This window comes from Massilia sp. CFBP 13721, assembly GCF_014842025.1.
GTDB lineage: Bacteria > Pseudomonadota > Gammaproteobacteria > Burkholderiales > Burkholderiaceae_D > Telluria.
This window is the reverse complement of the sequence record NZ_JACYUY010000009.1, coordinates 129,989-154,072: the sequence shown is the minus strand read 5'-3', so window position 1 is coordinate 154,072 and position 24,084 is coordinate 129,989. Positions and strand designations below refer to the sequence as shown.

Annotated in this window: 19 protein-coding genes; 18 read left to right on the top strand and 1 reads right to left on the bottom strand. The window is 67.2% G+C overall.

Annotated features, from left to right (window positions below; translation table 11 throughout):
* Positions 1 to 47: 47 nt before the first annotated feature.
* Positions 48 to 1,403, top strand: coding sequence for an MFS transporter (locus IFT60_RS11075; protein WP_192052029.1), 1,356 nt, complete (start codon positions 48 to 50; stop codon positions 1,401 to 1,403).
* Here IFT60_RS11075 and IFT60_RS11070 read toward each other — a convergent pair.
* Entirely contained in the window at positions 1,363 to 2,220 is an 858-nt protein-coding gene (locus tag IFT60_RS11070; RefSeq protein ID WP_192052028.1) for an alpha/beta fold hydrolase, read from the bottom strand. The two genes, IFT60_RS11075 and IFT60_RS11070, sit on opposite strands and share 41 nt — an antisense overlap.
* Positions 2,221 to 2,320: 100 nt before the next feature.
* Between IFT60_RS11070 and IFT60_RS11065 the strand changes: the two genes are divergently transcribed.
* The 17 genes from IFT60_RS11065 (at position 2,321) to IFT60_RS10985 (ending at position 24,082) form a co-directional block, all read left to right on the top strand.
* Complete coding sequence (locus tag IFT60_RS11065; protein WP_192052027.1) at positions 2,321 to 3,172, top strand: LysR substrate-binding domain-containing protein; 852 nt, start codon at positions 2,321 to 2,323, stop codon at positions 3,170 to 3,172.
* 185 nt (positions 3,173 to 3,357) lie between these two features.
* Positions 3,358 to 5,550 carry an OsmC domain/YcaO domain-containing protein gene (locus IFT60_RS11060; protein ID WP_192052026.1) on the top strand — a complete coding sequence of 731 codons (2,193 nt, stop codon included), beginning with the start codon at positions 3,358 to 3,360 and terminating at the stop codon, positions 5,548 to 5,550.
* A gap of 288 nt (positions 5,551 to 5,838) precedes the next feature.
* Positions 5,839 to 7,755, top strand: a complete 1,917-nt coding sequence (locus IFT60_RS11055; protein ID WP_192052025.1) for a BamB-related PQQ repeat family beta-propellar protein — start codon at positions 5,839 to 5,841, stop codon at positions 7,753 to 7,755.
* A 23-nt stretch (positions 7,756 to 7,778) separates the two neighbouring features.
* Positions 7,779 to 8,621 carry an ABC transporter ATP-binding protein gene (locus tag IFT60_RS11050; RefSeq protein ID WP_192052024.1) on the top strand — a complete coding sequence of 281 codons (843 nt, stop codon included), beginning with the start codon at positions 7,779 to 7,781 and terminating at the stop codon, positions 8,619 to 8,621.
* The gene (locus tag IFT60_RS11045; protein WP_192052023.1) at positions 8,618 to 9,832 is read left to right on the top strand and encodes an ABC transporter permease; all 1,215 of its coding nucleotides are present in this window, start codon (positions 8,618 to 8,620) and stop codon (positions 9,830 to 9,832) included. Before IFT60_RS11050 ends, IFT60_RS11045 begins: the two co-directional genes overlap by 4 nt.
* Before the next feature lie 70 nt (positions 9,833 to 9,902).
* A complete protein-coding gene (locus tag IFT60_RS11040; protein WP_192052022.1) occupies positions 9,903 to 10,121 on the top strand; it encodes an MbtH family protein in 219 nt (72 codons plus the stop codon).
* Between the two features lie 10 nt (positions 10,122 to 10,131).
* Positions 10,132 to 10,440 (top strand): MbtH domain protein, encoded by a 309-nt coding sequence (locus IFT60_RS11035; protein WP_192052021.1) that lies wholly within the window; start codon positions 10,132 to 10,134, stop codon positions 10,438 to 10,440.
* Between the two features lie 113 nt (positions 10,441 to 10,553).
* Positions 10,554 to 11,924, top strand: coding sequence for a hypothetical protein (locus IFT60_RS11030; RefSeq protein ID WP_192052020.1), 1,371 nt, complete (start codon positions 10,554 to 10,556; stop codon positions 11,922 to 11,924).
* 316 nt (positions 11,925 to 12,240) lie between these two features.
* On the top strand, positions 12,241 to 13,098 hold the full coding sequence (locus IFT60_RS11025) for an alpha/beta fold hydrolase (protein ID WP_192052019.1): 858 nt from the start codon (positions 12,241 to 12,243) through the stop codon (positions 13,096 to 13,098).
* Entirely contained in the window at positions 13,067 to 14,581 is a 1,515-nt protein-coding gene (locus IFT60_RS11020; RefSeq protein WP_192052018.1) for an amino acid adenylation domain-containing protein, read from the top strand. The genes IFT60_RS11025 and IFT60_RS11020 overlap by 32 nt, the downstream gene beginning before the upstream one ends.
* A 13-nt stretch (positions 14,582 to 14,594) precedes the next feature.
* Positions 14,595 to 14,846 carry an acyl carrier protein gene (locus tag IFT60_RS11015; protein ID WP_192052017.1) on the top strand — a complete coding sequence of 84 codons (252 nt, stop codon included), beginning with the start codon at positions 14,595 to 14,597 and terminating at the stop codon, positions 14,844 to 14,846.
* A 67-nt stretch (positions 14,847 to 14,913) separates the two neighbouring features.
* Positions 14,914 to 15,825, top strand: coding sequence for a chlorinating enzyme (locus IFT60_RS11010; RefSeq protein WP_192052016.1), 912 nt, complete (start codon positions 14,914 to 14,916; stop codon positions 15,823 to 15,825).
* Between the two features lie 84 nt (positions 15,826 to 15,909).
* Positions 15,910 to 20,640 (top strand): AMP-binding protein, encoded by a 4,731-nt coding sequence (locus IFT60_RS11005; RefSeq protein WP_192052015.1) that lies wholly within the window; start codon positions 15,910 to 15,912, stop codon positions 20,638 to 20,640.
* Positions 20,641 to 20,683: 43 nt separating this feature from the next.
* Positions 20,684 to 21,679, top strand: coding sequence for a phytanoyl-CoA dioxygenase family protein (locus IFT60_RS11000; RefSeq protein ID WP_192052014.1), 996 nt, complete (start codon positions 20,684 to 20,686; stop codon positions 21,677 to 21,679).
* Positions 21,660 to 22,433, top strand: a complete 774-nt coding sequence (locus IFT60_RS10995; protein ID WP_192052013.1) for a 4'-phosphopantetheinyl transferase family protein — start codon at positions 21,660 to 21,662, stop codon at positions 22,431 to 22,433. The genes IFT60_RS11000 and IFT60_RS10995 overlap by 20 nt, the downstream gene beginning before the upstream one ends.
* A gap of 106 nt (positions 22,434 to 22,539) precedes the next feature.
* A complete protein-coding gene (locus IFT60_RS10990) occupies positions 22,540 to 22,692 on the top strand; it encodes a hypothetical protein (RefSeq protein WP_192052012.1) in 153 nt (50 codons plus the stop codon).
* A gap of 151 nt (positions 22,693 to 22,843) precedes the next feature.
* Complete coding sequence (locus IFT60_RS10985) at positions 22,844 to 24,082, top strand: cation:proton antiporter (RefSeq protein WP_192052011.1); 1,239 nt, start codon at positions 22,844 to 22,846, stop codon at positions 24,080 to 24,082.
* The last annotated feature ends 2 nt before the right edge of the window (positions 24,083 to 24,084 follow it).

Here is a 24,084-nt window from a genome sequence, read left to right as displayed (position 1 = left end):
GACGACCGCTCGCAATTCAAACATCAACGATTACGGAGACACGTATCATGCGACACATCGACATCCACCAGACCGCCGACGCGGCCAGGTTCAACCGCTTCCACGCAGGGCTGCTGTTGTGGTGCGCCCTCATCATCATCTGCGACGGCTACGACCTGGCCGTGGCCGGCATCGCGCTGCCCTCGATCATGCAGGACATGGGCGTCAGCGCGCGCGACGCCGGCTTCATGGTCAGTTCGGCCCTGTTCGGCATGATGTTCGGCGCGATCAGCCTCGGCACCCTGGCCGACCGCATCGGCCGGCGCGCGGCGATCGCGCTTTGCATCGGCCTGTTCAGCGTGTTCACGGCCGCGGCCGGACTCACGAACGACCCGTATGTGTTCAGCGCGCTGCGCTTCCTGGCGGGCCTGGGCATCGGCGGCGTGATGCCGAACGTGGTGGCGCAGATGACCGAATATTCGCCGCGCAAGATCCGCGCCACGATGGTGACGCTGATGTTCAGCGGCTATGCCGCCGGCGGCATGCTCGCCGCCGTGCTCGGCAAGGGCTTGATCGAACAGTACGGCTGGCAATCGGTGTTCCTGGCCGCCGGCGTGCCGGTGCTCCTGATCCCGTTCGTGCTGAAGTCAATGCCGGAATCGATGCCTTTCCTGCTGAAGCAAGGCCGCCTGGACGAACTGCAGGCCACGCTGCTGCGCCTCGACCCGGCCTATCGCGCCCAACCGGGCGACCGCTTCGACCTGCCGGCGGCCGATCGCGCGTCTGGCGCCCCGGTCGGCCAGCTGTTCCAGGATGGCAGGGCGTTTTCCACCGCGATGTTCTGGATCGCCTTTTTCATGTGCCTGTTCATGGTGTATGCGCTCAGTTCCTGGCTAACCAAGCTGATGGCGGGCGCCGGCTACAGCCTCGGTTCGGCCCTGACCTTCGTGCTGGTGCTGAACTTCGGCGCAGTGATCGGCGCCGTCGGCGGCGGCTGGCTGGCGGACCGCTTCCACATCAAGTACGTGCTGGTGGCGATGTACGCGCTGGCGGCAGTGTCGATTTCGCTGCTCGGCTATCCGGTGCCGACGCCGCTGCTGTTCCTGCTGGTCGGCCTGGCCGGCGCCTCGACCATCGGCACCCAGATCGTCACCTACGCCTATGCCGGCCAGTTCTATCCTTCGGCGATCCGCTCGACCGGCATCGGCTGGGCCTCGGGCGTGGGCCGCAGCGGCGCGATCCTGGCGCCGATCGTGATCGGCACCCTGGTCGGCATGGCGCTGCCGCTGCAGCAGAACTTCATTGCGATTGCGATTCCCGCGGTGGTGGCGACGATTGCGGTGGCGCTGATCCGGCACGAGCGCTCCGCTGCAACACCGGCGCCTAGCGCGCCGCGCCCGCGAACGCCTGCACCAGCCGGTTGAAGCTCGCCGGATGGGTGACGTTCATCCCGTGCGAGGCGCCGGCGACCGTGCGCTTGTCGACCTGCCCGATCCAGCCGGCCAGCCTTTCCACGTTGTCGCGGTACATGCGCGGGCTTTTTTCGCCGGCGATCAGCAGGGTCGGGTAGGCGATGGCGCCGGCCGCGGCGCGCGAATAGGCCGGCAGCGGGTCGCGGAACTGCTTCGGCAGCGTGGCCGCGTTGGCCAGGGCCATGCCGCGAAACGCCGGGCTGCTGCGGCGCCAGATGCCGGGCATGCTGACCGAGTCGACGAACATTTCCAGCCCCGCCTCTAGCGCGCCATCGTCGATCAGGGTGGCGACCTGCTCGCGCAGCGCCAGCGTGGCCGGCGGCAGCGCGGCTTCCACGCCATCGCCGGCGTCGAGCGGGCCGCCGGGATCGGCGAGGGTCAGCGTCTTCACCAGCGCCGGATGGGCGCGCGCCAGCTGGAAGGCGACGCAGGCGCCGCGCGAATGGCCGACCAGGTGCACCGGACCGCTATGCAGGACGCCGATGAATTCCGCGAGTTCGGCCACGTGCGCCTCCCAACTGAACGCGCCCTGTGCGTCGGCTGCGTCATTTGGCCAATAATGGCCCAGGCTGACCGACACGCACAGGAAGTGCTTCGACAGGGCCGCCGTCTGGGCGTTCCAGTAGCGGTAGTCGCACAGCGACCCGTGCACGAACACGAGCGGCTCGCCTGCGCCCGAGGCGACATAGGCCATGCGCTGGCCGGATGGCAGCGAGGCGAAACTGGGTTCGGGTACGGCAAAGATGGGGGAATTCACACGGGCGTTCATAGTCGGCCTCCTTGTCGCTACTATGCTCCTGTGCGAGCATTAAGAAAATCGCATAATATTGATCATATCCATCTGATTTTCTGATACCTGCAAAGACCTTATGAAAGCACTCGACCTGGATGTGCTGGCCATGATCGTCGCCGTGGCCGACACCGGCAACATCAGCCGCGCCGCCGAACTGGTGCATCGCTCGCAATCGGCGGTCAGCATGCAGATCAAGACCCTGGAAGGCGCGCTCGGCAAGCCGCTGTTCGTGCGCCGGCCGCGCAGCGTGACGCCGACCCAGGATGGCGAGACGCTGCTAGTGTACGCGCGGCGCATGCTGGCGCTGCGCGAAGAGGCCTGGGCGGCCGTGGTGCGGCCCGACGTCACTGGCCGCGTCGTCATCGGCGTGCCCGACGATTACGCGTCGTCGCTGCTGCCGTCGATCCTGAAAAAGTTTTCCGCCACCTACCCGAAGGTCGAGATCCAGGTGGTCGGGCTGCCGAGCGTGCAGCTGGCGCCGCTTGTCAAGGATGGCTCGGTCGACCTGGCCTGCGCCACGCGCGTGAAAGGTTTATCCGGAGAGTTCATCCGCTTCGAACCCATGGTCTGGGCCGCCAACGCGAGCGCCGGCGAGCTGTGGCGCGAACGGCCGCTGCCGATCGCGGTCTTCCTGCCCGGCAGCGTGGCGCGCGAAAACGCCATCCGCAGCCTGGAGCAGGCCAAAATCCCTTACCGCACCTCGTACGAAAGCCCCAGCATCCTCGGGCTGCTGAGCATGGTCGAGGCGGGACTAGCGGTGGCGCCGCTGGCGCGCTGCGCGGTCCCGGCCCACTTCGCCCTGCTGGACGCCGCCCAGGGCTTGCCCGACATCGACCCGCTGGAGATGATCCTCGCGCGCAGCACCAAGTCGCGCCGCCCGCCCTGCGACTTTTTGGCCGAGAAGATCATGGCGGAGCTACGACGGTAAGCGCTCGTCCCGAGACATCGCCGGTTGCTATGTGAGACAATCGCGGCTTCCCGCAATGACGTGCATCTCGCTCAGTCATTGACCTGTTCAGCCCTGCCTTGCAGGGCTTTATATTTTGCATAATGTTATATGGCTGGGACGACGCATCACGCCGGACCGTCGCCGCCACCAACTGGAACACTTCCATGGAAATCAAAGTCAACTTCCTCGACAAACTGCGCCTGGAGGCCAAGTTCGACGACTTCACCGTCATCGCCGACCAGCCGATCCGCTACAAGGGCGACGGCTCGGCGCCGGGTCCCTTCGATTACTTCCTGGCTTCGTCGGCCCTGTGCGCGGCCTATTTCGTGAAGTTGTACTGCAATACCCGCGACATCCCGACCGAGAACATCCGCCTGTCGCAAAATAATATCGTCGACCCGGAAAACCGCTACAAGCAGATCTTCAAGATCCAGGTCGAGCTGCCGGCCGATATCTCGGACAAGGACCGCCAGGGCATCCTGCGCTCGATCGAGCGCTGCACCGTCAAGAAAGTGGTGCAGGAAGGGCCGCAGTTCGTGATCGAGGAAGTCGAAAGCCTGGACGCCGACGCCCAGGCGCTGCTGACGCTGCGGCCCGATGCCGCGGCGCGCACTTACATTCCGGGCAAGGACCTGGCCCTCGAAGAAACCATCGCCAACATGTCGGCGCAGCTGGCCAGCTGGGGCATCAAGATCGAGATCGCGTCGTGGCGCAACATCGTGCCGAACGTGTGGTCGCTGCACATCCGCGACGCCCATTCGCCGATGTGCTTCACCAACGGCAAGGGCGCGACCAAGGAAAGCGCGTTGGCCTCGGCGCTGGGCGAATACATCGAACGCCTGAACAACAACCACTTCTACGCCGGCGTGTTCTGGGGCGAAGACATCGCCAACGCCGACTTCGTGCATTACCCGAGCGAGCGCTGGTTCAAGCCGGGGCGGAGCGACAAGCTGCCGAAGGAAATCCTCGACGAATACACCCGCGGCATCTATGACCCGGACGGCGAACTGCGCGGCTCGCACCTGGTCGACACCAATTCCGGCAACGCCAAACGTGGCATCGTCTCGCTGCCGTTCAAACGCGAGTCCGATGGCGCAACCGTCTACTTCCCGTCGAACCTGATCGAGAACCTCTACGCCAGCAACGGCATGAGCGCCGGGAATACGCTGGCCGAGGCGCAGGTGCAGTGCCTGTCCGAGATTTTCGAGCGCGCCGTCAAACGCGAGATCCTCGAAGGCGAATTCGCCTTGCCGGACGTGCCGCAGGAAGTGCTGGCGAAGTACCCCGGCATTGTGGCCGGCATCAAAGGCCTGGAAGAGCAGGGCTTCCCGGTGCTCGTCAAGGATGCGTCGCTCGGCGGCCTGTATCCGGTGATGTGCGTCACCCTGATGAATCCGCGCACCGGCGGCGTGTTCGCCTCGTTTGGTGCACACCCGAGCTTCGAGGTGGCGCTGGAACGCAGCCTGACCGAACTGCTGCAGGGCCGCAGCTTCGAAGGCTTGAACGACTTGCCGCAGCCGACCTTCGCCAGCGAAGCCGTGACCGAGCCGTACAACTTCGTCGAGCACTTCATCGATTCCAGCGGCGTGGTGTCGTGGCGCTTCTTCAGCGCCAGGTCCGACTACGACTTCGTCGAATGGGATTTCTCCGGCGAGGGCAAGGACTCGAATGCGCAGGAAGCGGCGACCCTGCTCGGCATCCTCGAAGAGATGGGCAAGGAAGTCTACACGGCCGTGTACGACGAACTGGGCGCCATCGCCTGCCGCATCCTGGTGCCGGGCTATTCGGAAGTCTACCCGGTCGAAGACCTGGTCTGGGACAACACCAACAAGTCGCTGCTGTTCCGCGAAGACATCCTGAACCTGCACCGCCTCGACGACGAGCAGCTGTCGGATTTGCTGGATCGCCTGGAAAACAACGAGCTGGACGAACACTCCGACATCGCCAGCCTGATCGGCATCGAGTTCGACGAGAACACCGAGTGGGGCCAGCTGACCGTGCTCGAATTGCGCCTCCTGATCAACCTGGCGCTGAACGAGTTCGAAGCCGCCCACGACCTGGTCGGCGCCTTCTTGCAGTACAACGACAACACGGTCGAGCGGCGCCTGTTCTACCAGGCACTGAACGTGGTGCTGGAAGTGGTTCTGGACGACGAGCTGGCGCTGGACGATTACGTCCACAACTTCCGTCGCATGTACGGCGACGTGCGCATGGACGCGGCGCTCGGCTCGGTCGACGGCAGCGTGCGCTTCTTCGGTCTGGCGCCGACCAGCATGAAGCTGGAAGGGCTGGACCGCCATCATCGCCTGATCGACAGCTACCGCAAGCTGCACAAGGCGCGCGCCAGCACCTTGTAATACCGTCCCGGGCGACCGGACACCCATTCCCGCAGCCACCGCTCATTCGTTCGAATGACCGGTGGCTTTTTTTCGCCCCGGCGCGCCGCAAGAAAACCCGTGCGCCGTCCATTTGTCCTCTCCCCGCACTGGCTCGGCCCGCGTCGAATTAATCGCCACAGCGTTACATGATCGTAACAAGCTTTCTATATATTTTGATCTCGGGGAGGGCGCTTTCACGCGGCCGCCGCCGGTACCGCCAGAGGCCTGCGAAGGCTTGTTTTGTAGCGCACATCCCAGGAGCAGCGCATGTCCCGTCTTGCAAGCATGTCCAGATCGGCACCCCGTTCGCGGGCCGCACGGCGCGGCCGCGCCGCCTTGCCGGTACTGTGTGCGATCGTGTTCTGGTGCCTGGGCGAGGCCTATGCGGCGACTACCTCGGCAAACACCTCGGCGACCGCAGCGGCGCCGGCGCGCAACGCGGCGGATAAACTGTTTACCCAGCATTGCGCCGCGTGCCACAGCGGCTTCCTCGGCAGCCGCGCGCCTTCCAAACAGGTGCTGGCGACCTTCCCGCCATCGACGATCGTGCATGCGCTGACGGTGGGCGTGATGCGTGCGCAGGGCTATCCCCTGAGCGGCAGCGAGCGGCGCCTGATCGCCGAATACGTCACCGGCAAGAAGCTCGCCGCCAGCGCGGCGCCCGGGCGCGGCCGCTGCGATGCCAATCCGCCGATGGGCGACCCCGATGCGGCGCCGCGCTGGAACGGCTGGGGCAACGGCGCCGACAACGCCAGCTTCCAGTCCGCCGCCAGCGCCGGCGTCGATCCCGACAACGTCAAGCGCCTCAAGCTGCGCTGGGCCTTCGGCTTTCCCGATTCGTTCTCGGCCTGGTCGCAGCCCGTGTTCGCGGCGGACCGGCTGTTCGTCGGCAGCCAGGGCGGCATGATGTATTCGCTGTCGGCGCAAAGCGGCTGTACCTACTGGCAATTCGCGGCCGAAGCCGGCGTGCGCGGCGCGGCCAGCGTCGTCACCTTCGACGCCGCCGCCAGCAAGCGCCACCGCACCCGCTACGGCGTGCTGTTCGGCGACATGGCCGGCAATGCCTATGCGCTCGACGCCAACAGCGGCAGGCTGCTGTGGAAAACCAAGGTCGACGCCCAGCCCAAGGCGCGCATTACCGGCTCGCCCGTGCTGGCGGGCGGGCGCTACCTGGTGCCGATGTCGTCCTGGAGCACGGTGGCCGCCCCGGGCGAAAACTGCTGCACCTTCCGCGGCAGCCTCAGTGCGCTCGACGTCGCCAGCGGCAAGCTGCTGTGGCAGAGCCACACGATCGCCGAGAAAGCGCGCCTGCTCGAGAGCGTCACCGAGGAAGGGCGCCCGATCTGGGGTCCGTCCGGCGCGGCGATCTGGGCGCCGCCGCTGGTCGACGAACGGCGCCGGCTGGTGTATGTCGGCACCGGCAACAGTTATACGGGGGAGGCGATCCATTCCGATTCGGTGCTCGCCTTCGACCTGGACAGCGGCGCCCTGCGCTGGGCGGTGCAGCTGACGCCGGACGACGTCTGGGTGCCGGGCTGCGCGCAAGCCGAGCGCGCGGCCTGCCAGTTCCAGAGCGGACCGAACCTCGATATCGCCAGCCCGCCCATGATGGTCAGGGCCGGCGGGCGCGAGCTGATCGTGGTCGGCCAGAAATCGGGCGTGGCGTATGCCCTCGATCCGGAGCGCGAAGGCGCCCTCGTGTGGCAGTACCGCGCCGGCAGCGGCGGCGCCGCGGGCGGCATCGTATGGGGGTCGGCCGCCCTCGGCGAGACGGTGTTCTTCCCGCTCTCGGACATCGCCTCCACGGCGCCGGGCGGCCTGCATGCGGTGGACGCCGCCAGCGGCCGGCGCCTGTGGACGACGGCGCCGGGCGCGCCGCTGTGCGGTTCGGTGCGCTACGGCTGCAACGGCGCGCAGCCGGTCGGCATCAGCGTCGTGCCCGGGCTGGTCTTCGCCGGCAGCGTCGACGGCGGCTTCCGCGCCCATGCCAGCGGCGACGGCAGGCTGCTGTGGGAGTTCGACACCAACCGCGATTTCGAGACGGTCAACGGCGTCGCCGCGGCCGGCGGCTCGCTGATCGGCTCGGGTCCGACGGTCGGCGCCGGCATGGTGTTCGTCAATTCCGGCTACGGCACCAACGGCGGCCGCGCGGGCAACGTGCTGCTCGCCTTTTCCATCGAATAGTCTTCAACCACCACGGAGCGATCATGTTAGCAGTCAGCGGCGTCAGGAAGACGTTCGACCTGAAACACAGCAAGAAAAAGACCCCCGGACCGCTCGACCCGCGCGAGGAGGGCAGCCAGTTCCATGCCTTGCGCAAGGTCGACTTCAGCGTACCGCAGGGAACCATCCTCGGCCTGCTGGGCGCCAACGGCGCCGGCAAGACCACGCTGATGCGCATCCTCGGCACCTCGCTCAAGCCGAGCGCGGGGTCGGTGAAGCTGGCCGGCTTCGACAGCGTGCGCGATGCCAACGAAGTGCGCAAGCGCGTCGGCTTCTTGTCCGGCACCACGGGCCTGTACAACAACCTCGACGCGCACGAGCTGCTGCGCTTTTGCGGCCGCATGTATGGCCTGTCCGGCGCCGCGCTCGAGGCGCGGATCGGCGCGCTGTTCGACGAACTGGAAATCGGCGAGTTCGCGCACCGCCGCATCGGCACCCTGTCGGCCGGGATGAAGCAGCGCGTGTCGATCGCCCGCAGCCTGGTGCACTCGCCGGACTTCATCATTTTCGACGAGCCCACCACCGGCCTGGACGTGCCCACCGCGCAGATCGTGCTGAACCACATCGAGCGCTGCCGCCAGGCGCACAAGTCGGTGATCTTTTCCACCCACCACATGCACGAGGTCGAAAAGCTGTGCGACCAGGTGCTGCTCATCCACAAGGGACTGGTGCGCTTCCACGGCACGCCGGCGCAGATGAAGGCGCAGACCGGCTGCATGCACCTGGACGACGCCTATCTGTCGATCACGGGCGAACGCAGCGCGCCCGCCAAGGCGCACGCGAACGTGTTCGCGCATGCGCAAGCACTGGAGGTCGTCGAAGCATGATGAATACAATCGCCGCCATTTTCTGGAAGGACTTGCGCGAAACCCTGCGCGACCGCCGCAACATCGTGCGCATGTTCGTCATGCCGTGCTTCCTGATTCCGCTGCTGGGCCATTTCTTCCTGCAGTTCGCCGAAAAGAACAGCGAGCAGCTGGACAAGACCGAGCTGACTTATACCATCGTCGGCGCCGCCCACCTGCCCGAGCTGGCAAAGCTGTACGCCGACGACAGCAGCCTGCGCCGGGTCGACGTCCCGGAAGCGAAGATCGACCAGGCCATCCGCGACAAGACGATCCGCTTCGCCGTCAAGATTCCGGCCGACGCGCGCCGCCAGCTGGGCAGCGGCGGCCAGCTCGGCGTCTCCTTCGTCTACTACCAGTCGGCCCCGAGCCACGCCCTGGTCAAGGAGCGCGGCACCGCGCCGCTGGCCGCCTTCAGCGAGAAGCAGCGCGACTGGCGCCTGGCCTTCCTCGGCAGCGCCAGCGAAGCGGCGCGCAACTCCCTGCTCACGCCGCTCACCTTCGAGGTGCGCAACATCGCCACCGACCAGGAGCGCATCGGCCATAACCTTGGCACGATCATCGCGTACCCCCTGTTCATCATCTGCTTCATGGGCTGCGCCTTCACCGCGGTGGAACTGGCGACGGGCGAACGCGAGAAGGGCACGATGGAAATCCTGGTGATGATGCCGGTGGCGCGGACCTTCATCCTGCTGGGGAAATTCCTGGTGGTGTTCGTGCTCGGCCTGCTGTATTCGACCATCAGCATGGTCAGCCTGGCCAGCTGGCTGGTGGTGGAAGGCATGCAGGCCTCGGAGACCTTCAAGACCGTGCTGTCCCAAATCGGGGTCGGCGACATGCTGCTGGTGTGGCTGATGCTGGTGCCGGTGACGGCCGTGTTCTCGGCGGTCCTGCTCGCCATTTCGGTGTATGCCCGCAGCTACCGCGAAGCCAATTCGTTCAGCAGCATCGCCAATTTGCTGGTGGTGGTGCTGGCCACGGCCATCTTCGTGCCCGGTGTCGGCCTGACCTGGTTCTGGTCGATGATTCCGGTCTCGAACGTGGGCCTGGTGATCCGCGAGCTGATCAAGGGAAGCCTGAGCAACTACCTGATGATCGGATCGATCTTCGGGACCACCATCGTGATCGGCGCCGCGGCGCTGGCCTTTTCGATCGCCTGGTTCCGGCGCGAAGGCGTGATCTTCCGCGACTGAACCGGCGCCGGCGGCGCGGCTGCCGCCACGCTTTTTAACCCACCTCAACGACGTTTCAAGGAGAACTACCATGTCGAGTTTCGACGAAGAAGACAAGACCATCTACAAAGTCGTGCTGAACCACGAGAAGCAGTACTCGATCTGGCCAAAGGAACGCGAGAACGCGCTCGGCTGGTTCGACGAAGGCAAGTTCGGCCTGAAGCAGGAATGCCTCGACCACATCGATACCGTGTGGACCGACATGCGCCCGCTCAGCCTGCAAAAACAGATGGCCCAGGCCGGACACTGAGGAGAGCACCGTGAGCCCACTGGTTGAAAAACTCTCGCAGGCCCAGCATCCCCTTTCGCTGATCCGTTACAAGAGCAGCGCCGAACTGCGCGCGGCGCTCGCACGCGGCGTGGTGCTGGTCAAGTTCACCGGTACCCAGGGCGGCACCGAGCTGGCGGTCCAGCTCGACCAGCCGGTCCGGGAACTCGACGAGGCCGCCGGCGAGTACGAGCTGAGCGGTTCGCTGACGCTCGATTACCAGCCGGTCGCCTGCAGCGCCACGATCGCGCTGGCCACGCTGACCGGTTTCGGTTGCCTGAAGGTCGTGGAACCGGCCTGAGCACCGCGCCGCGCCGGAGCATGCACCGACGACCGCCGGCAGCGCCCGCGGCCGTCGGTCCCGGCTCCAGCGCACCCCGTATGCAGTTTCGATAACAAGATGGAGAAGTCACCATGTACCTGCCTCACCGCGCCTGGCCAAGCTACCGGGCATTCGTCTGCGCCTTCACCATGGCGCTGTCCGGCACCATCGCCCAGGGCGCGGCGCCCGCGGCCGACGCGCTGCCGGGCACCTGGGAAGGCAACCTGGTCATCAATCCTGCTACCCGGCTCGATATCCAGTTCATCGTCAGCCGCAACCCCCAGAACAAGCTGGTCGCGGTACTGAACGCGCCGGCCGAAGCCAACCTGCAAAACGTGGCCGTGAGCGCCGTCAGCCAGGCCGGCGAGAAGGTCGTGTTCGTCGTCGACGAAGTCAACGGCCGCTACGAAGGCGTGCTCAGGAACGGCAGGATGAGCGGCAAGTGGAAGCAGAACGGCGCCGCCTTCGACCTGGCGCTCAAGCCCTTCGTCGCGCAAAGGATTGCGGCGCCGGTCGTGGCGCAATTGAACGGTCCCTGGCATGGCGTGCTCAGCATTCCCCAGAGCGAGCGCAAGATCAACCTGGTGCTCAACTTCAAGGCCGACGCCCAGGCCGGCAGCGGCATGAGCGCCACCGTCGACAGCCCCGACCAGTCGGCCTTCGGCATCCCCGCCGAAAGCGTGTCGATCAAGGACGGCACCGTGCAGGTGAAGGTGCTGCGTCCGCTGATGAGCTTTGCCGGCAAGCTCGAAGGCGGCCAGCTGGTGGGCAAATGGACCCAGGGCGGCGCCGCGCCGCTCACCTTCAGCAAGGGCAAGTTCGAGGCGGCCGGCCTGGTGGTCGACAAGACCACGCGCGACCGGCTCGAGGGCAACTGGTACGGCAAGTTCGGCAGCGGCATCGGGATCGCGTTCCGCTTCAAGGAAAACAAGGCCGGCAACCTGGTCGCGACCATGGACAGCCCGCACGAAGGCCGCAACGGCATTCCGGTCAGCGCCGTGACGCTCGACGGCGACAAGCTCAGGATCCGCGTCGACGGCGTCGGCGCCGCCTTCAGCGGCACCCTGGCGCCGGATGCGATCAGCGGGCGCTTCTCTGCCGGCGGGCAGGGCAACGACCTGACCATGGCGCGCGCCGAGTACGTGCCGGAAGCGGTGCGGGTGCCCGCCGACCTGGCCGGAAAGCTGGTGGGCAAGTGGGAGGGCAAGACCGCGAATACCTACATGATCCTGCGCTTCAAGCTCAACGACAAGGGCGAACTGATCGCGCTGCAGGACATCCCCAACCGCCAGCTGTTCGGCCTGCCCGTATCGGAGGTGACGATGAAGGATGGCGCGCTGAGCCTGAAGGTCAGGGGCATCGCGGCCGAATTCAGGGGCAGGGTGTCGGACAGCCAGATCAGCGGCGACTGGACCATGCCGAGCCTGCAATTCCCGCTCAAGCTGAACCGCGCCACGCTGTAGCCGGCACAGTCTTTCGTTTACTCGCAGGGACCGTCCGCGCACGGCGCGCGGAGGGCCCCGTGCAGCCCGCTTTTCCCGGCTGCGCGGCCATGCGACAGGGTTTTTGATGGCCGAAATTAATTCTAAAACGTAACAACTTCGTAATAACTTTTGATTACCTTTTCTAGGCGGCATCTGTTGTCCGAAGCGAAAAAAAGGGCAGGCCGCCAGAGAGCAACACCGCATCGACGTACCAGCGCAGCACCCAAAAAACACTTCCGCGCCGACCGCTTCCGGGGCGCGGGTCCAGACAAATTCTGCCAAAGCGAAACGCCTTATGAAAACCAGCTCACTGACGACGTCCGATAACATCGAACTACGGTATGGCTATGCCGTCAGCGATCTCAGGAAACCGTGGATCGTGCTGGTCATTCCGTTCGGCCTGGACGTCGCCATCGCCACCCCGTTTTTCGATTTCTTCAAGACGCATTACAACGTCTGCACCTGGGAAAGCCGCTCGGTGCTGGAAAATTCGGACCGTGCCTGCGGCGCCGCCGAGTTTTCGATCGACCAGCACGTGGCCGACCTGATCGCCGTCATCGACACCCTGAAGATCAAGGAGGCGATCCTGGTGGGCTACTGCTCCGGCGCCGGCGTGGCGCTGGCGGCCATCAACCAGGAACCGAACCGCTTCAGCCAGCTGGTGCTGGCGCACGGCGAGTACACCATGCTCGGCGAAAAGGACTGCGTCACCCAGTTCGCGGCCGACATGGACGTGCTGCTGACGCTCGCGGCCAGCAGCGACGAGCGCGCCCAGCTGGTGTTCGAAAAGATCCAGAGCGAACGCTACGACGCCAACCTGCCGCGTCCGGCCGGCCTCGACCAGCCCTTCGGCGACGTGCGCTACCTGAAGCGCTATGCCAGCAACTACCTGGCCTACAAGGCCACCGATTACCAGCAGCTGGCGGCCGAAGTGTTCCACCCGACCCTGCTGATGGCCGGCGGGCGCGACGTCCAGGTCAACGTCGCCAGTTCGGAAAAGATCCGCGGCCACATCCGCAACAGCAGCATCTTCGTCGATCCGGACGCCGATCACTACGGCGTGCTGACGCCCGATTCGGGCACCCTGATCGCCATCTGGAACCACATTCTGGAGCACAGCCATGCACGCGAATTCCACAGTCACTATTCATGAGCTGTTCCGGCGCCGCGCGGCGGCCAGTCCGGACGCCGTCGCGCTGACCTGGGGCGCGGCGCGCTTCAGCTACGCCGAACTCGACCGCTTGTCGCAAACGCTGGCGGGGCGCCTGGAAGACGCCGGCGTGGGCGCCGGCGCCACGGTCGCCCTGATCATGGACCGCGCACCCGAAATGTTCATCGGCATGCTGGCGATCCTGAAATGCGGCGCCGCCTACCTCCCGCTCGAGCCGAACACGCCGCCGGCGCGCGCCATGTTTTGCCTCGACGCCGCCGGGGTCGACCTGGTCATCACCGACCGCGACTGCCGCGCGCTGTCCGGCGCCTTCAGGAAGACCTTGCGCTTCCAGGCGCAAGAGCTGGCCGCGGCCCCGGTCCCGCTGCGCGCGGCGCGCGAAGTGGATGCGGAAGTGGATGCGGACGCCCCGGCCTACATCATGTTCACCTCGGGCACCACGTCGGAACCCAAGGGTGTCGTCGTGCCGCACCGCGGCGTGACGCGGCTGGTGATCGACACCAATTACATCGCCATCGCACCGGCCGACGCCATCCTGCAGTGTTCGACGCCCAGCTTCGACGCCTCGACCCTGGAGATCTGGGGCGCCCTGCTCAACGGCGCGACGCTGGTGCTGTACACCGGGGCGGTGCTCGATCCGAACCTGTTCCGGCGCCATATCGTCGAGCACGGGGTCACCATCGCCTGGCTCACCGCGGCCGTGTTCCACCTGTTCGCCGAGAGCTGCCTGGACGCCCTGCGCCCGCTCAAGGTATTGCTGGCCGGCGGCGACGTGCTGCGCCCGGCGGCGGTGCGCAAGGTGCTCGACGGGATCGAGGGCATCACCCTGGTCAACGGCTATGGGCCGACCGAAAACACCACGTTTACCTGCTGCCACGTGATGACCCGCGCCAACCCGCCCGGTGCGACGGTGCCGATCGGGCGCCCGGTCAGCGGCACCGAGGTCTTCATCCTCGACCCCGAGCGGCGCCCGGTGGCGGCCGGCGCGACCGGCGAACTGTACACGGCCGGGCAGGGGGTGGCGCTTGGCTACCTGAACAGCGGCGGGCGCGGCGGGGCGTTCTTTCGCGATCCCGCACTGGCCGCCGGGCTGATCTACCGCACCGGCGACCTGGTGCGCATGAACGAAGACGGCCAGGTCGAATTCCTCGGCCGCCAGGACAACGAAATCAAGCTCAGGGGCTACCGCATATCGCTGGGCGAAGTCCGCTCGAACCTGCTGGCGCTGGCCGGCGTGCGCGAGGCGGTGGTGAGCTGCCAGAAACAGGACGGAGGCGACCAGTTGCTGGTGGCCTACCTGCAAGTGAACGAGGGGCAGGGGCTGGATGCCAGGTCGGTGCGCAAGCAGCTACGCGGCACGGTCCCGCCCTACATGATTCCTGACCAGATAGCGGTCGGAACGGCTTTGCCTATCAACAAGAACGGCAAGATCGACAGCAAGAAGCTATTTTCCACAGCGGCTTAACTCGGAGGTGAGCATGAACGCAGCAGAGGTGAAGGAACTGATCGTATCGCTGTTCAAGGAGAGCGAAAGTTTCAGGAGTATCGGACTCGACGACGACTACTACACGCTCGGCGTGTCGTCGCTGACGGTGATCGGATTGCAGATCCGCGTCGAAGAGAAGGTGGACGTCGCCCTCGAAACGCGCGAGCTGATGTCGTTTTCGACCATCAACGAATGGATCGAAGCGTACACCGCCAGGTTGCACGACCTGGTCGAGCAGGCGTAGGCGGATGCCGGACATCCCGCCAATTCAAACAACTGGAATACGTTCCATCTAGTCGGAGTTTTTGATAATGAAAAAGACATTTAGTTTGACCGAAGACGAACTGAAGGCGTTCAGGGAAAACGGGTTCCACGGTCCGTTCGACGTATATGATCCCGAAGAGATGACCGCGAACTACAAGCAGCTGCGCGCCGAGATTTTCGACCGCAAGCATGCCATCTACGACCTCGAGCACACCAGCCTGCTGGCCGGCTACGACCGCCACCTCGACATCGATTTCTTCAGCCGCCACATCATGCAGCGCCGCATTCTCGACAAGGTCGAGAGCGTGCTGGGCCCGGACCTGCTGTGCTGGCGTTCGGAGATGTTCCCGAAATATCCGGGCGACGAAGGCACCGACTGGCACCAGGCCGACACCTTCGGCCACGCTTCCGGCAACCCGCAAGTGGTGTGGCCCGACGCCGACTTCGGCGGCGCGCTGACGGTGTGGACCGCGGTGACCGACTCCGATCTCGACAACGGCTGCCTGCGCTTCATCCCGGGCACCCACGAGGAAATGTTCTACGACGAGACCAAGGAAATGAAGTACTCGCCGGAACAGATCAACCAGCTCGAGAAGAATGGCCAGAAGCAGGGCTTCTTCGGCTACGACTACCGCAACCTGCAGAAGGACCCCGACTGGGTGCCGGACGATTCGAAGGCGGTGTCGATGGTGATGAAGCCTGGCCAGAGCGTGATGTTCTGGTCGACGCTGATGCATGCCTCGTACGCCAACACGACCAAGAACCGCACCCGCCTGGGATTCACCGCGCGCTACGTGCCGTCCAGCGTGCGCATCTATCCGGGCACCGACAGCATCCAGGAATACGGCAGCACCCTGTCGCTGGACAAGTACGGCGTCGTCGTGGTGTCGGGCGAAGACAAGTTCAGGCACAACAAGGTGCTGACGCAGAACGCCCGCGGCACGGCCTTCGCCGCCTGATGTAACCGGCGCTTCGGGAACGCCCGTGCGGCGTTCCGAAGCGGCTTTCGTAGTGTTAACGGCAACAGCGTCCGATTGGCTATCATGTCCGACTCACTCACCAGCTGCGTTTTCAGTAGCGCCAGCAGTTGCGCCAGCACTTGCACCCCCGCGGCGCCTGCGTTCCATCCGGCCCAGCGCCGCCTGTGGCGCATCGAGCAGGGCGCCGGCGCCCCATCGAAACCGAACGAGGTCCTTTGCGTCGACCTGGAAGGCGCGCCTTCGCGCGCCGCGCTGGTGGCGCTGCTGGACCCCATCCTCGACGACAATCCGCAATACCATTCGACCCTGGACGTGCAGGGCGGCCTGCCTTGCTGGCGCCCCGGCGCGCGCAGCGCCGTGCCGGTCTTCGAGGCGGCCATCGGCCCGGACGCCTTGCCCGAACCCCGCCACGACGAGCTGGGCGCCTTCATGGACAGGCTGTACCAGTCCGAGCGCGCCCATGCCTTCGACCTTGCCACCGAATTCCCGCTCAGGATCACGATCGCACGCCAGGCCGCCTCGGACACGACCTGCCTGGTGCTGACCTTCCACCGCTTCGTCATGACGCGCGCCCAGCTCGAGCTGGTGTTCGAGCGCCTCAAGTCGGCGCTGACCGGCCGCGCCGAACGCGCTCCGGCGGCGCCGGGACGCGCGGCCGCCGCTGCGTCCGCGGCCGCCGCCTCCGGCGCGCCGCCGCGGCCATCCGCGCAGCCGCTGCCGACCGACCGCCCGCGCGGCGCGCCGCGGGACTTCGCCAGCGCGCGCTACGAATTTGCGATCGACCGCCACAAGATCGGGCGCCTGCGCGCCTTGCTCAACGGCGCCTGCCTGCCGCAGCAATTCGGCATCATGGCGCTGTTCGCGATCGGCGCGGCGCGCCTGGCGCGCCGCCAGAGCGTCCAGATCGGCGTGGCGCACCTGCCGCGCGCCGTGGCCGGCGCGCTCGCCGTCGAGACCCTGTTCGACCATTATCCGGTGCAGGCCCGGCTCGACGACGGCGTCACCTTCCTCGGCCTGGCCGCCGCGCTGGAAAACGCCTACGCCGCCCGCGGCGCCGTGCCGCTGGAGACCCTGCTCGAAGGCGGGGAGCATGATGGCCACGAGGGCGCCAGCGCCTGCGCACCGTTCTGCCAGCTCGCCTTCGAATACCGCCATCCCGACCTGTCGGCCATCTGCAACGACGGTGGCGCACCGAGCCGCCGCTATCCGCGCGAGCCGGCCAGCTCGGTGTCGCACAGCGATATCGAGCTGAAGGTACGCGCCAGCCTCGGCGGCGGCCTGCACTTCGCGCTCGAGTATGCCAGCGCGCTGTTCGAACGCGCCACCATGGTCCGCTTCGCTCACGAGCTCGACCGCTTGCTCGGCAGCGTGCTGGCCAATCCCTACCGCGCCCTGGCCGAACTGGAAGCGGCGGACGCGCCGGATGCTGCTTCCACGCCTGGTGCGCCGCTTGACACCCTGGACGGGCTGTTCCGCGCCCAGGCCCTGGCCGCGCCCGACGCGGTCGCCCTGATCGACGGCGCGCTGCACCTCGGCTACGGCGCGCTCGAGCAGGCCGCCGCCAGCCTGGCGGCGCGCCTCGCGCAAGCCGGCATCCGCCCCGGCGACCGCATCGGCCTGTACCTGCCGCGCTCGGCCGACTATGTCGTGTGCGTGCTCGCCGTGCTGCGCTGCGGCGCGCTGTTCGTACCGCTCGACACCGGCTTGCCGCTGGCCCGCATCCACGCCATCGACGGCGGCGCCGGCCTGGCGCTGGTGCTGCACGCCGGCGCCGCCATCAGCGGCGGGCACTGGAAGCGGATCGACCAGCTCCCCGCCGCCACGGCCGGCGCCGCCCCGAGCGGCGCCGCGCAGGCCGCCGCCTACGTCATGTATACCTCCGGTTCCAGCGGTGCGCCCAAGGGCGTCATCGGCGGCCATGCCGGCGCGGTCAACCGCGTGCGCTGGGCCGGGCAGGCGCTGGGCCAGGAGCCCGACGACCTGTTCTGCATGAAGAGCGCGACCGGCTTCGTCGACCACGTGGCCGAAATGTTCCAGCCGCTGCTGACCGGCCGCGCGCTGGTCATCCTGTCCGAGGACACGGTGCGCGACGCGCGCGCCATGGTCGAGCGTCTGGCGCAGTACGGCGTGACCCGCCTGACCGTGGCGCCCTTCGTGCTGGCGCGCCTGGCCGAGCAGCCCGGCTTCGCCCGCCTGCGCGCGCTGCGCTCGGTCGCCTGCAGCGGCGACGCGCTCGACGCGGTGCTGGCGCGGCGCTTTTTCAACCTGTTGCCGGGCGTGCGCCTGTTCAATATCTACGGCCTGACCGAGACCGGCGCCGACAGCAGCTGCTACGAGGTGCCCGACGAGCCGCGCCACGGCTTGCCCGACCATTTCCGCAGTGCCGCCGCGGCCGCGACGGCAGCGGCCGCACGCACGGCCCGCGGCGGCGACGGCGAGCGGATCACGCTGCCGGGCGTCAGCCTCGACCAGCTCAAGGAACGCTTCCTCGACCCGCGCGTGCCGGCCACGCCGGTCTCGGCGCAGGAATATTTCGCCTGGATGGAGCGCGACATCGTGCCCTACAGCGTCAACGTCGCGTCCCGCAAGTTCATCGGGCACATGACCTCGGCGCTGCCGGACTTCATGCCCGAGATCAGCGCATTGGTGGCGCGCCTGAACCAGAACATGGTCAAGATCGAAACCTCGAAGTCGCTCACCTTCCTCGAGCGCCAGACGCTGGCCATGCTGCACCGCGAGTTCTACGGCGAGAGCGACTACACAGGACGCATCCAGGACCCGCACAACGTGTTCGGACTGGTGGTCAGCGGCGGCAGCAGCGCCAACATCACGGCGATGTGGAATGCGCGCAATGCCGCCTTGCTGGAGCTCGGCTTCAGCAAGGCCGAGATCAGCGAGCAGGGCGCCTTCGAACTGGCGCGCCGCCGCGGCTACGAGGGCTTCGCCATCATCGCATCCGGCCTGGCCCATTATTCGATCCGCAAGGCCGCGGCCATCCTCGGCATCGGCGAGCGCAACATCCTGGTGCTGAAGCAGGACGCCCAGCAGAAAGCCGACCTGGCCGACCTCGAGGCCAGCCTGCGCCTGTGCGGCGAGCGCAAGCTGCTGCCGGTGGCGGTCATCGCGATCGCCGGCGCCACCGAAACCGGCACGATCGATCCGATCGCCGCGATGGCGGAGGTGGCGGCGCGCCACGGCGTGCACTTCCACGTCGATGCGGCCTGGGGCGGCGCGATGATCTTTTCCGAGCGCTACCGCGGCCTGCTCGACGGCATCGAGCGCGCCGACTCGATCACGCTGTGCCCGCACAAGCAGCTGTTCGTGCCGCAGGGGATCAGCGTCTGCCTGCTGCGCGACCCGAAGGCGATCCATGCCAGCTCGGTGCAGGCGGTCTACCAGGGCCAGTCGGGCAGCTTCGACATGGGGCAGTACACCATCGAAGGCTCGCGTCCGGCCATCTTCCTGGCGCTGCACGCCATGCTGCACATCATGACCGGGCGCGGCATCGGCGCGCTGGTCGACCAGGGCATCGACGCCGCCGCCTATTTCGCCGGCCTGGTGGCCGCCCACCCGGCTTTCGAGCTGGTCGGTTCGCCGCAGATCAACATCCTGAACTACCGCTACATCCCCATGCGCCTGCGTCACAAGGAGGTGCTGAGCGCCGCCGACAACGCCGAGATCAGCCGCGCCGTCGCCGCCATCCAGCAGCAGCAGTTCTTGCAGGGTAAAACCTTCGTGTCGAAGACCGACGTGCGCAGCCAGCGCCACGGGCTTGAAAAGATCACCGTGTTCCGGGTGGTCATCTCGAACCCGCTGACGGGCGACCAGGACCTGCTCGACAACCTAGCCAACCAGCTCGAGATTGCCGACGCGCTGGTCGAGGGCCGCGCGGCCGACGGCCAGGCGCGCCAGTCGATCGCCCCGGCGCTGGCCGGCGAGCGCGCAGGCGCGGGCGCCGAGCGCCACCTGGTGCCGATCGGGCGCCCGATCGCGAATACCGAAATCCTGGTGCTCGACGGCGCCGGACGCTTGCTGCCGGACGGCGCCGAGGGCGAACTGTACGTCGGCGGCGCCGGGCTGGCGCTGGGCTACCTGCACGGCGAGGACGCCGGCGACGCGTTCGTCGCGCATCCGTTCAGGCCCGGCCAGCGGCTGTACCGCACCGGCGACTTCGGCCTGCGCCTGGCCGGCGGCGAGCTTGCCTACAGCGGGCGGCGCGACCGCCAGGTCAAGGTGCGCGGCGTGAAGGTGCAGCTGGCCGAGGTCGAAGCCTGCCTGGCGCGCCTGCCCGAGGTGGCGCAGTGCGCGGTGGTGGCCGGGCAGCGCGCCGGCGACGCCACGCTGGAAGCCTGGGTGGTGCCGCGCGCCGGGCGCGCCCAGGCCGGCGCGGTGCGCCAGGCGATCCGGCGCCAGCTGCTGGCCGTGCTGCCGGCGCCGATGGTGCCGCAGCGCCTGCACCTGGTGGCGTCGCTGCCGCTGGCGGCCAGCGGCAAGGTCGACCGCGGGGCGCTGGCCGCGCAGCTGCCGGCCACCCCCGCGGCCGCCGCCGGCGCACCGCCGAGCGCCACCGAGGAACGGCTGCTGCGCCTGTGCCGCAAGGTGCTCGGGCGCGAGCAGCTGGCCATCGGCGACAACTTCTTCGATATCGGCGGGCACTCGATGGCCGCGGCCAGCCTGCAGCAGGAGATCCGCAGCGAGTTCGCGGTCGAACTCAGCTACCAGTCCTTCTACGTGCAGCCCTGCCTGGCCGACATCGCGGGAATGATCGACGAATTGCAGGCGGCGCTGGTCTGACGACCCGCGCCGCCCGCGACGACAACAAGAACAGGAGCACTTCATGCAGCAGGAATTCAAGGCGACACGCGACCTGGCCCAGGCCAGGCGGGACCTCGACGTGCACGGCTTTTGCATGGTCGACGGCGCGCTCTCGGCGCGCGAGATCGAGGCCGCCCGCAGCCGGGTGGTCGAACAGGCCAGGGCCGAGCAGGAGCGCGGCGTCGCTTTCCGCGACGGCGGCTTCAACCAGGAAGTGCTGAATGCGCGCGGCCAGTTCCGCGAGGCCGCGGCCTTCCAGGAAAAGGACGGTGGCGTCAACCAGCGCCTGTTCATGCTGGTCAACAAGGGCCAGGTGTTCCGCGACCTGGTGGTGCATCCGCTCATCGACGAACTGGTCGGCCACGTGCTGGGCGAGGACTTCCTGCTCTCGACACTGTCGGCCAACATCGTGCGCGCCGGCTCGGTCAGGATGGGCCTGCACACCGACCAGTGGTGGATGCCGCAGCCGGCCCGCGCGGACAGCGCGCACCGGCGCGCGGCGAACATCTCGCGCCATCCGGCGCCGGAATTCACCAGTCCCGATCCGGCGCTGGGGATCGCGCCGCCCGTCACGGTGACGGCGGTATGGCTGCTGACCGATTTCACGCGTGAAAACGGCGCCACCGAAATCGTGCCGGGCACCCACCTGTCGGGCGCTTACCCGCGCAAGGACGCGGCGCAGGACTACGCGCTCGTGCAGCCGGAAGCGCCGGCCGGCACCTTGCTGGTGTTCGACGGCCGCCTGTGGCACGGCAACGGCGCCAACCTGGGCGCGCCGGATCGCATCGGCATCCTGTCGACCTTTTGCGCGCCCCAGTTCCGTCAACAGGAGAACATGATGCTCGGGCTCGACGACAGCCTGTGGGAAACGATGCCGGAGCGGCTCAGGGCCCGGCTCGGCTACAAGGTCTGGAACGGCTACGGCAGGGTCGAATCGGCGTTTTCCGGTTTCGTCGGTCCCGCCACCCGATCGCACGGCATACTCGCGGGAGCCGGGCATGATCATTCGGCCACCTGACCTGCTGCCCGGTGCGCACGAGGCGCACGTCTGGTACGCCTGGGTCGAACAATGCGCGGACCCGCGCCTGCTCGAACGCTACCGCGCGCTGCTCAGCCGCGAGGAGCGCGAGCGCCTGGGCCGCTACGTGTTCGACTACCTCAAGCGCGAGTACCTGCTCACGCGCGCGCTGTGCCGCACCACCTTGTCGCGCTATGCCGACGTGCATCCGGCCGACTGGACCTTCTGCACCAACCGCTACGGGCGGCCCGAGATCGCCGGCCCGGCCGGGGCGACCGGCCTGCGCTTCAACCTGTCGAATGCGCGCAGCCTGGTGGCCTGCGTGGTCACGCGCGACGTCGATGCCGGCATCGACGTCGAGGAATCGAACCACGGCGGCGACCTGCTGAGCATTGCCGACACGGTGTTCTCGCCCTACGAACGCGCCCAGCTGCTGGCGCTGCCGCCGGAATTGCGGCGCCAGCGCTTCTTCGACCTGTGGACGCTGAAGGAGTCCTACATCAAGGCGCGCGGCATGGGCCTGTCGCTGCCGCTGCAGCAGTTCTCGTTCGACGTCGGCGCGCCCAGGATCGGCATCGCCTTCGCCGCCGGGATGGCGCAGGACGCGGCGCACTGGCAGTTCGTGCTGGAGCACCTGGGGCCGGACCATACGCTGGCGGTCAGCGTCGAACGCGGCGGCGGACCCGATTTCAGCGTCAGCATGCGCCAGGTGATTCCCGAGCCGGGCGACGATGCGCTCGGCAAGGCGGCGTAAGTGCGCTTGCCGGCGCATCCGCGCTTTTGCCTGTGGGGCGGCAGCGCGGCCACGCACCACTGGCATACCGGCTTCAGTGCGCGTGGTGGTGTCGGGCCACCTGCACATGCCGTCGACCTGCCGCATCGACGGCGTGCGCTTCGAGGAAGTGTCGTATGGGTATCCGCACCAGCGCCACGTGGAAGCGGGCGGCGTCGAGCGGTACCTGCGCCAGATATTGCCGGCGCCGGACATGGTTTCAGGCACGCATTTATTTTGAAAGACCGTTACATCGTCGTAATAAGCTTTCGCTATTCTCGACCTGCTTCAGCGCATCCCGAGCGAAGCGATCCAGCTGCAGGAGCCCAGGGTTTTACTGGCTCCGTTGGCGGCACGGCAGTTCAACTTTTCATCAAGAACAGGTATCCGTCATGCTCGATCATCCCGTCCTGATTCAACTCGTCGTCATCCTCGGCACGGCCAAACTGGTCGGGCTGGTCCTGAGCCGTTTCGGCCAGCCCTCCGTCGTCAGCGAAATGTTCGCCGGCCTGCTGCTGGGGCCCGGCATCTGCGGCGCGCTGTTCCCCGAGATCCACGCCCAGCTCTTCGCCGTGCACACGCTGGCCGGCCTCGAAGGCCTGGTCCAGGTCGGGGTGGTGCTGTTCATGTTCATCGTCGGCCTCGAGATGCGCGCGCCCAGCGGCCCGAAAACCATGATGGTGCCGGTGGTCTCGATCGGCACCATCTCGGTGCTGCTGCCGCTGCTGCTGGGCGCGGCCATCTCGCCGCTGCTGTTCGAGCGTTTCGCGCCGCCGGGCGTGCCGTTCTTCGCGTTCGGCGCGTTCATCGCGGTCGCGTTCTCGATCACCGCGTTTCCGGTACTGGCGCGCATCCTGAAGGACCGCGCCATCGCCCACACCGAGCTGGGCCAGCTGGCGCTGTCGTCGGCCGCGTTTTCCGACCTGCTGGCCTGGGTCATGGTCGGCCTGGTCGTCATCGTCGCCAGCGCCCAGGGCAACTGGAACAATGCGGTGGAACTGCTCACCGGCCTGACGCTGCTGGTGGCCGTGCTGTTCGGCGTGGTGCGGCCCCTGGTCGCGCGCATGCTGCCGCCCAACGGCAAGCCGAGCAACGAGATCTTCACGGTGATCGTCATCGGCGTCTTCGTCGCCGGCTACTTCACCAAGCGCATCCACATCGACGCGGTGTTCGGCGCCTTCCTGTTCGGCCTGTGCCTGCCGCGCGACGACCGCCTCGTCAAGTGGTTCAGCGAACGCGTCGAACCGGTCGCGGTCGTGGTGCTGATGCCGGTCTTCTTCGCGCTGGCCGGCCTGAAGACCAGCGCCGGCGCCTTCGGCGACGAAACGGCCTGGGTGTTCGCCCTGATCCTGGTCACCGCCGTGGTCGGCAAGATCGCCGGCGGCTTCGTCGGCGCCCGCCTGGGCGGCTGCGCGCCGCGCATGTCGATGTCGATCGGCGCGCTGATGAATGCGCGCGGCCTGATGGAAGTCATCGTGCTCAAGATCGGGCTCGACGCCGGCCTGATCGGGGCCGACCTGTTCACCATGTTCCTCGTCATGGCGATCGCCACGACCGTCATGGCGGGCCCCTTGCTGTCGCTGCTCGACCGCCGTCCCGCTCCCGTCGGCTTCGTGCCGGCCGAAAACTGAAC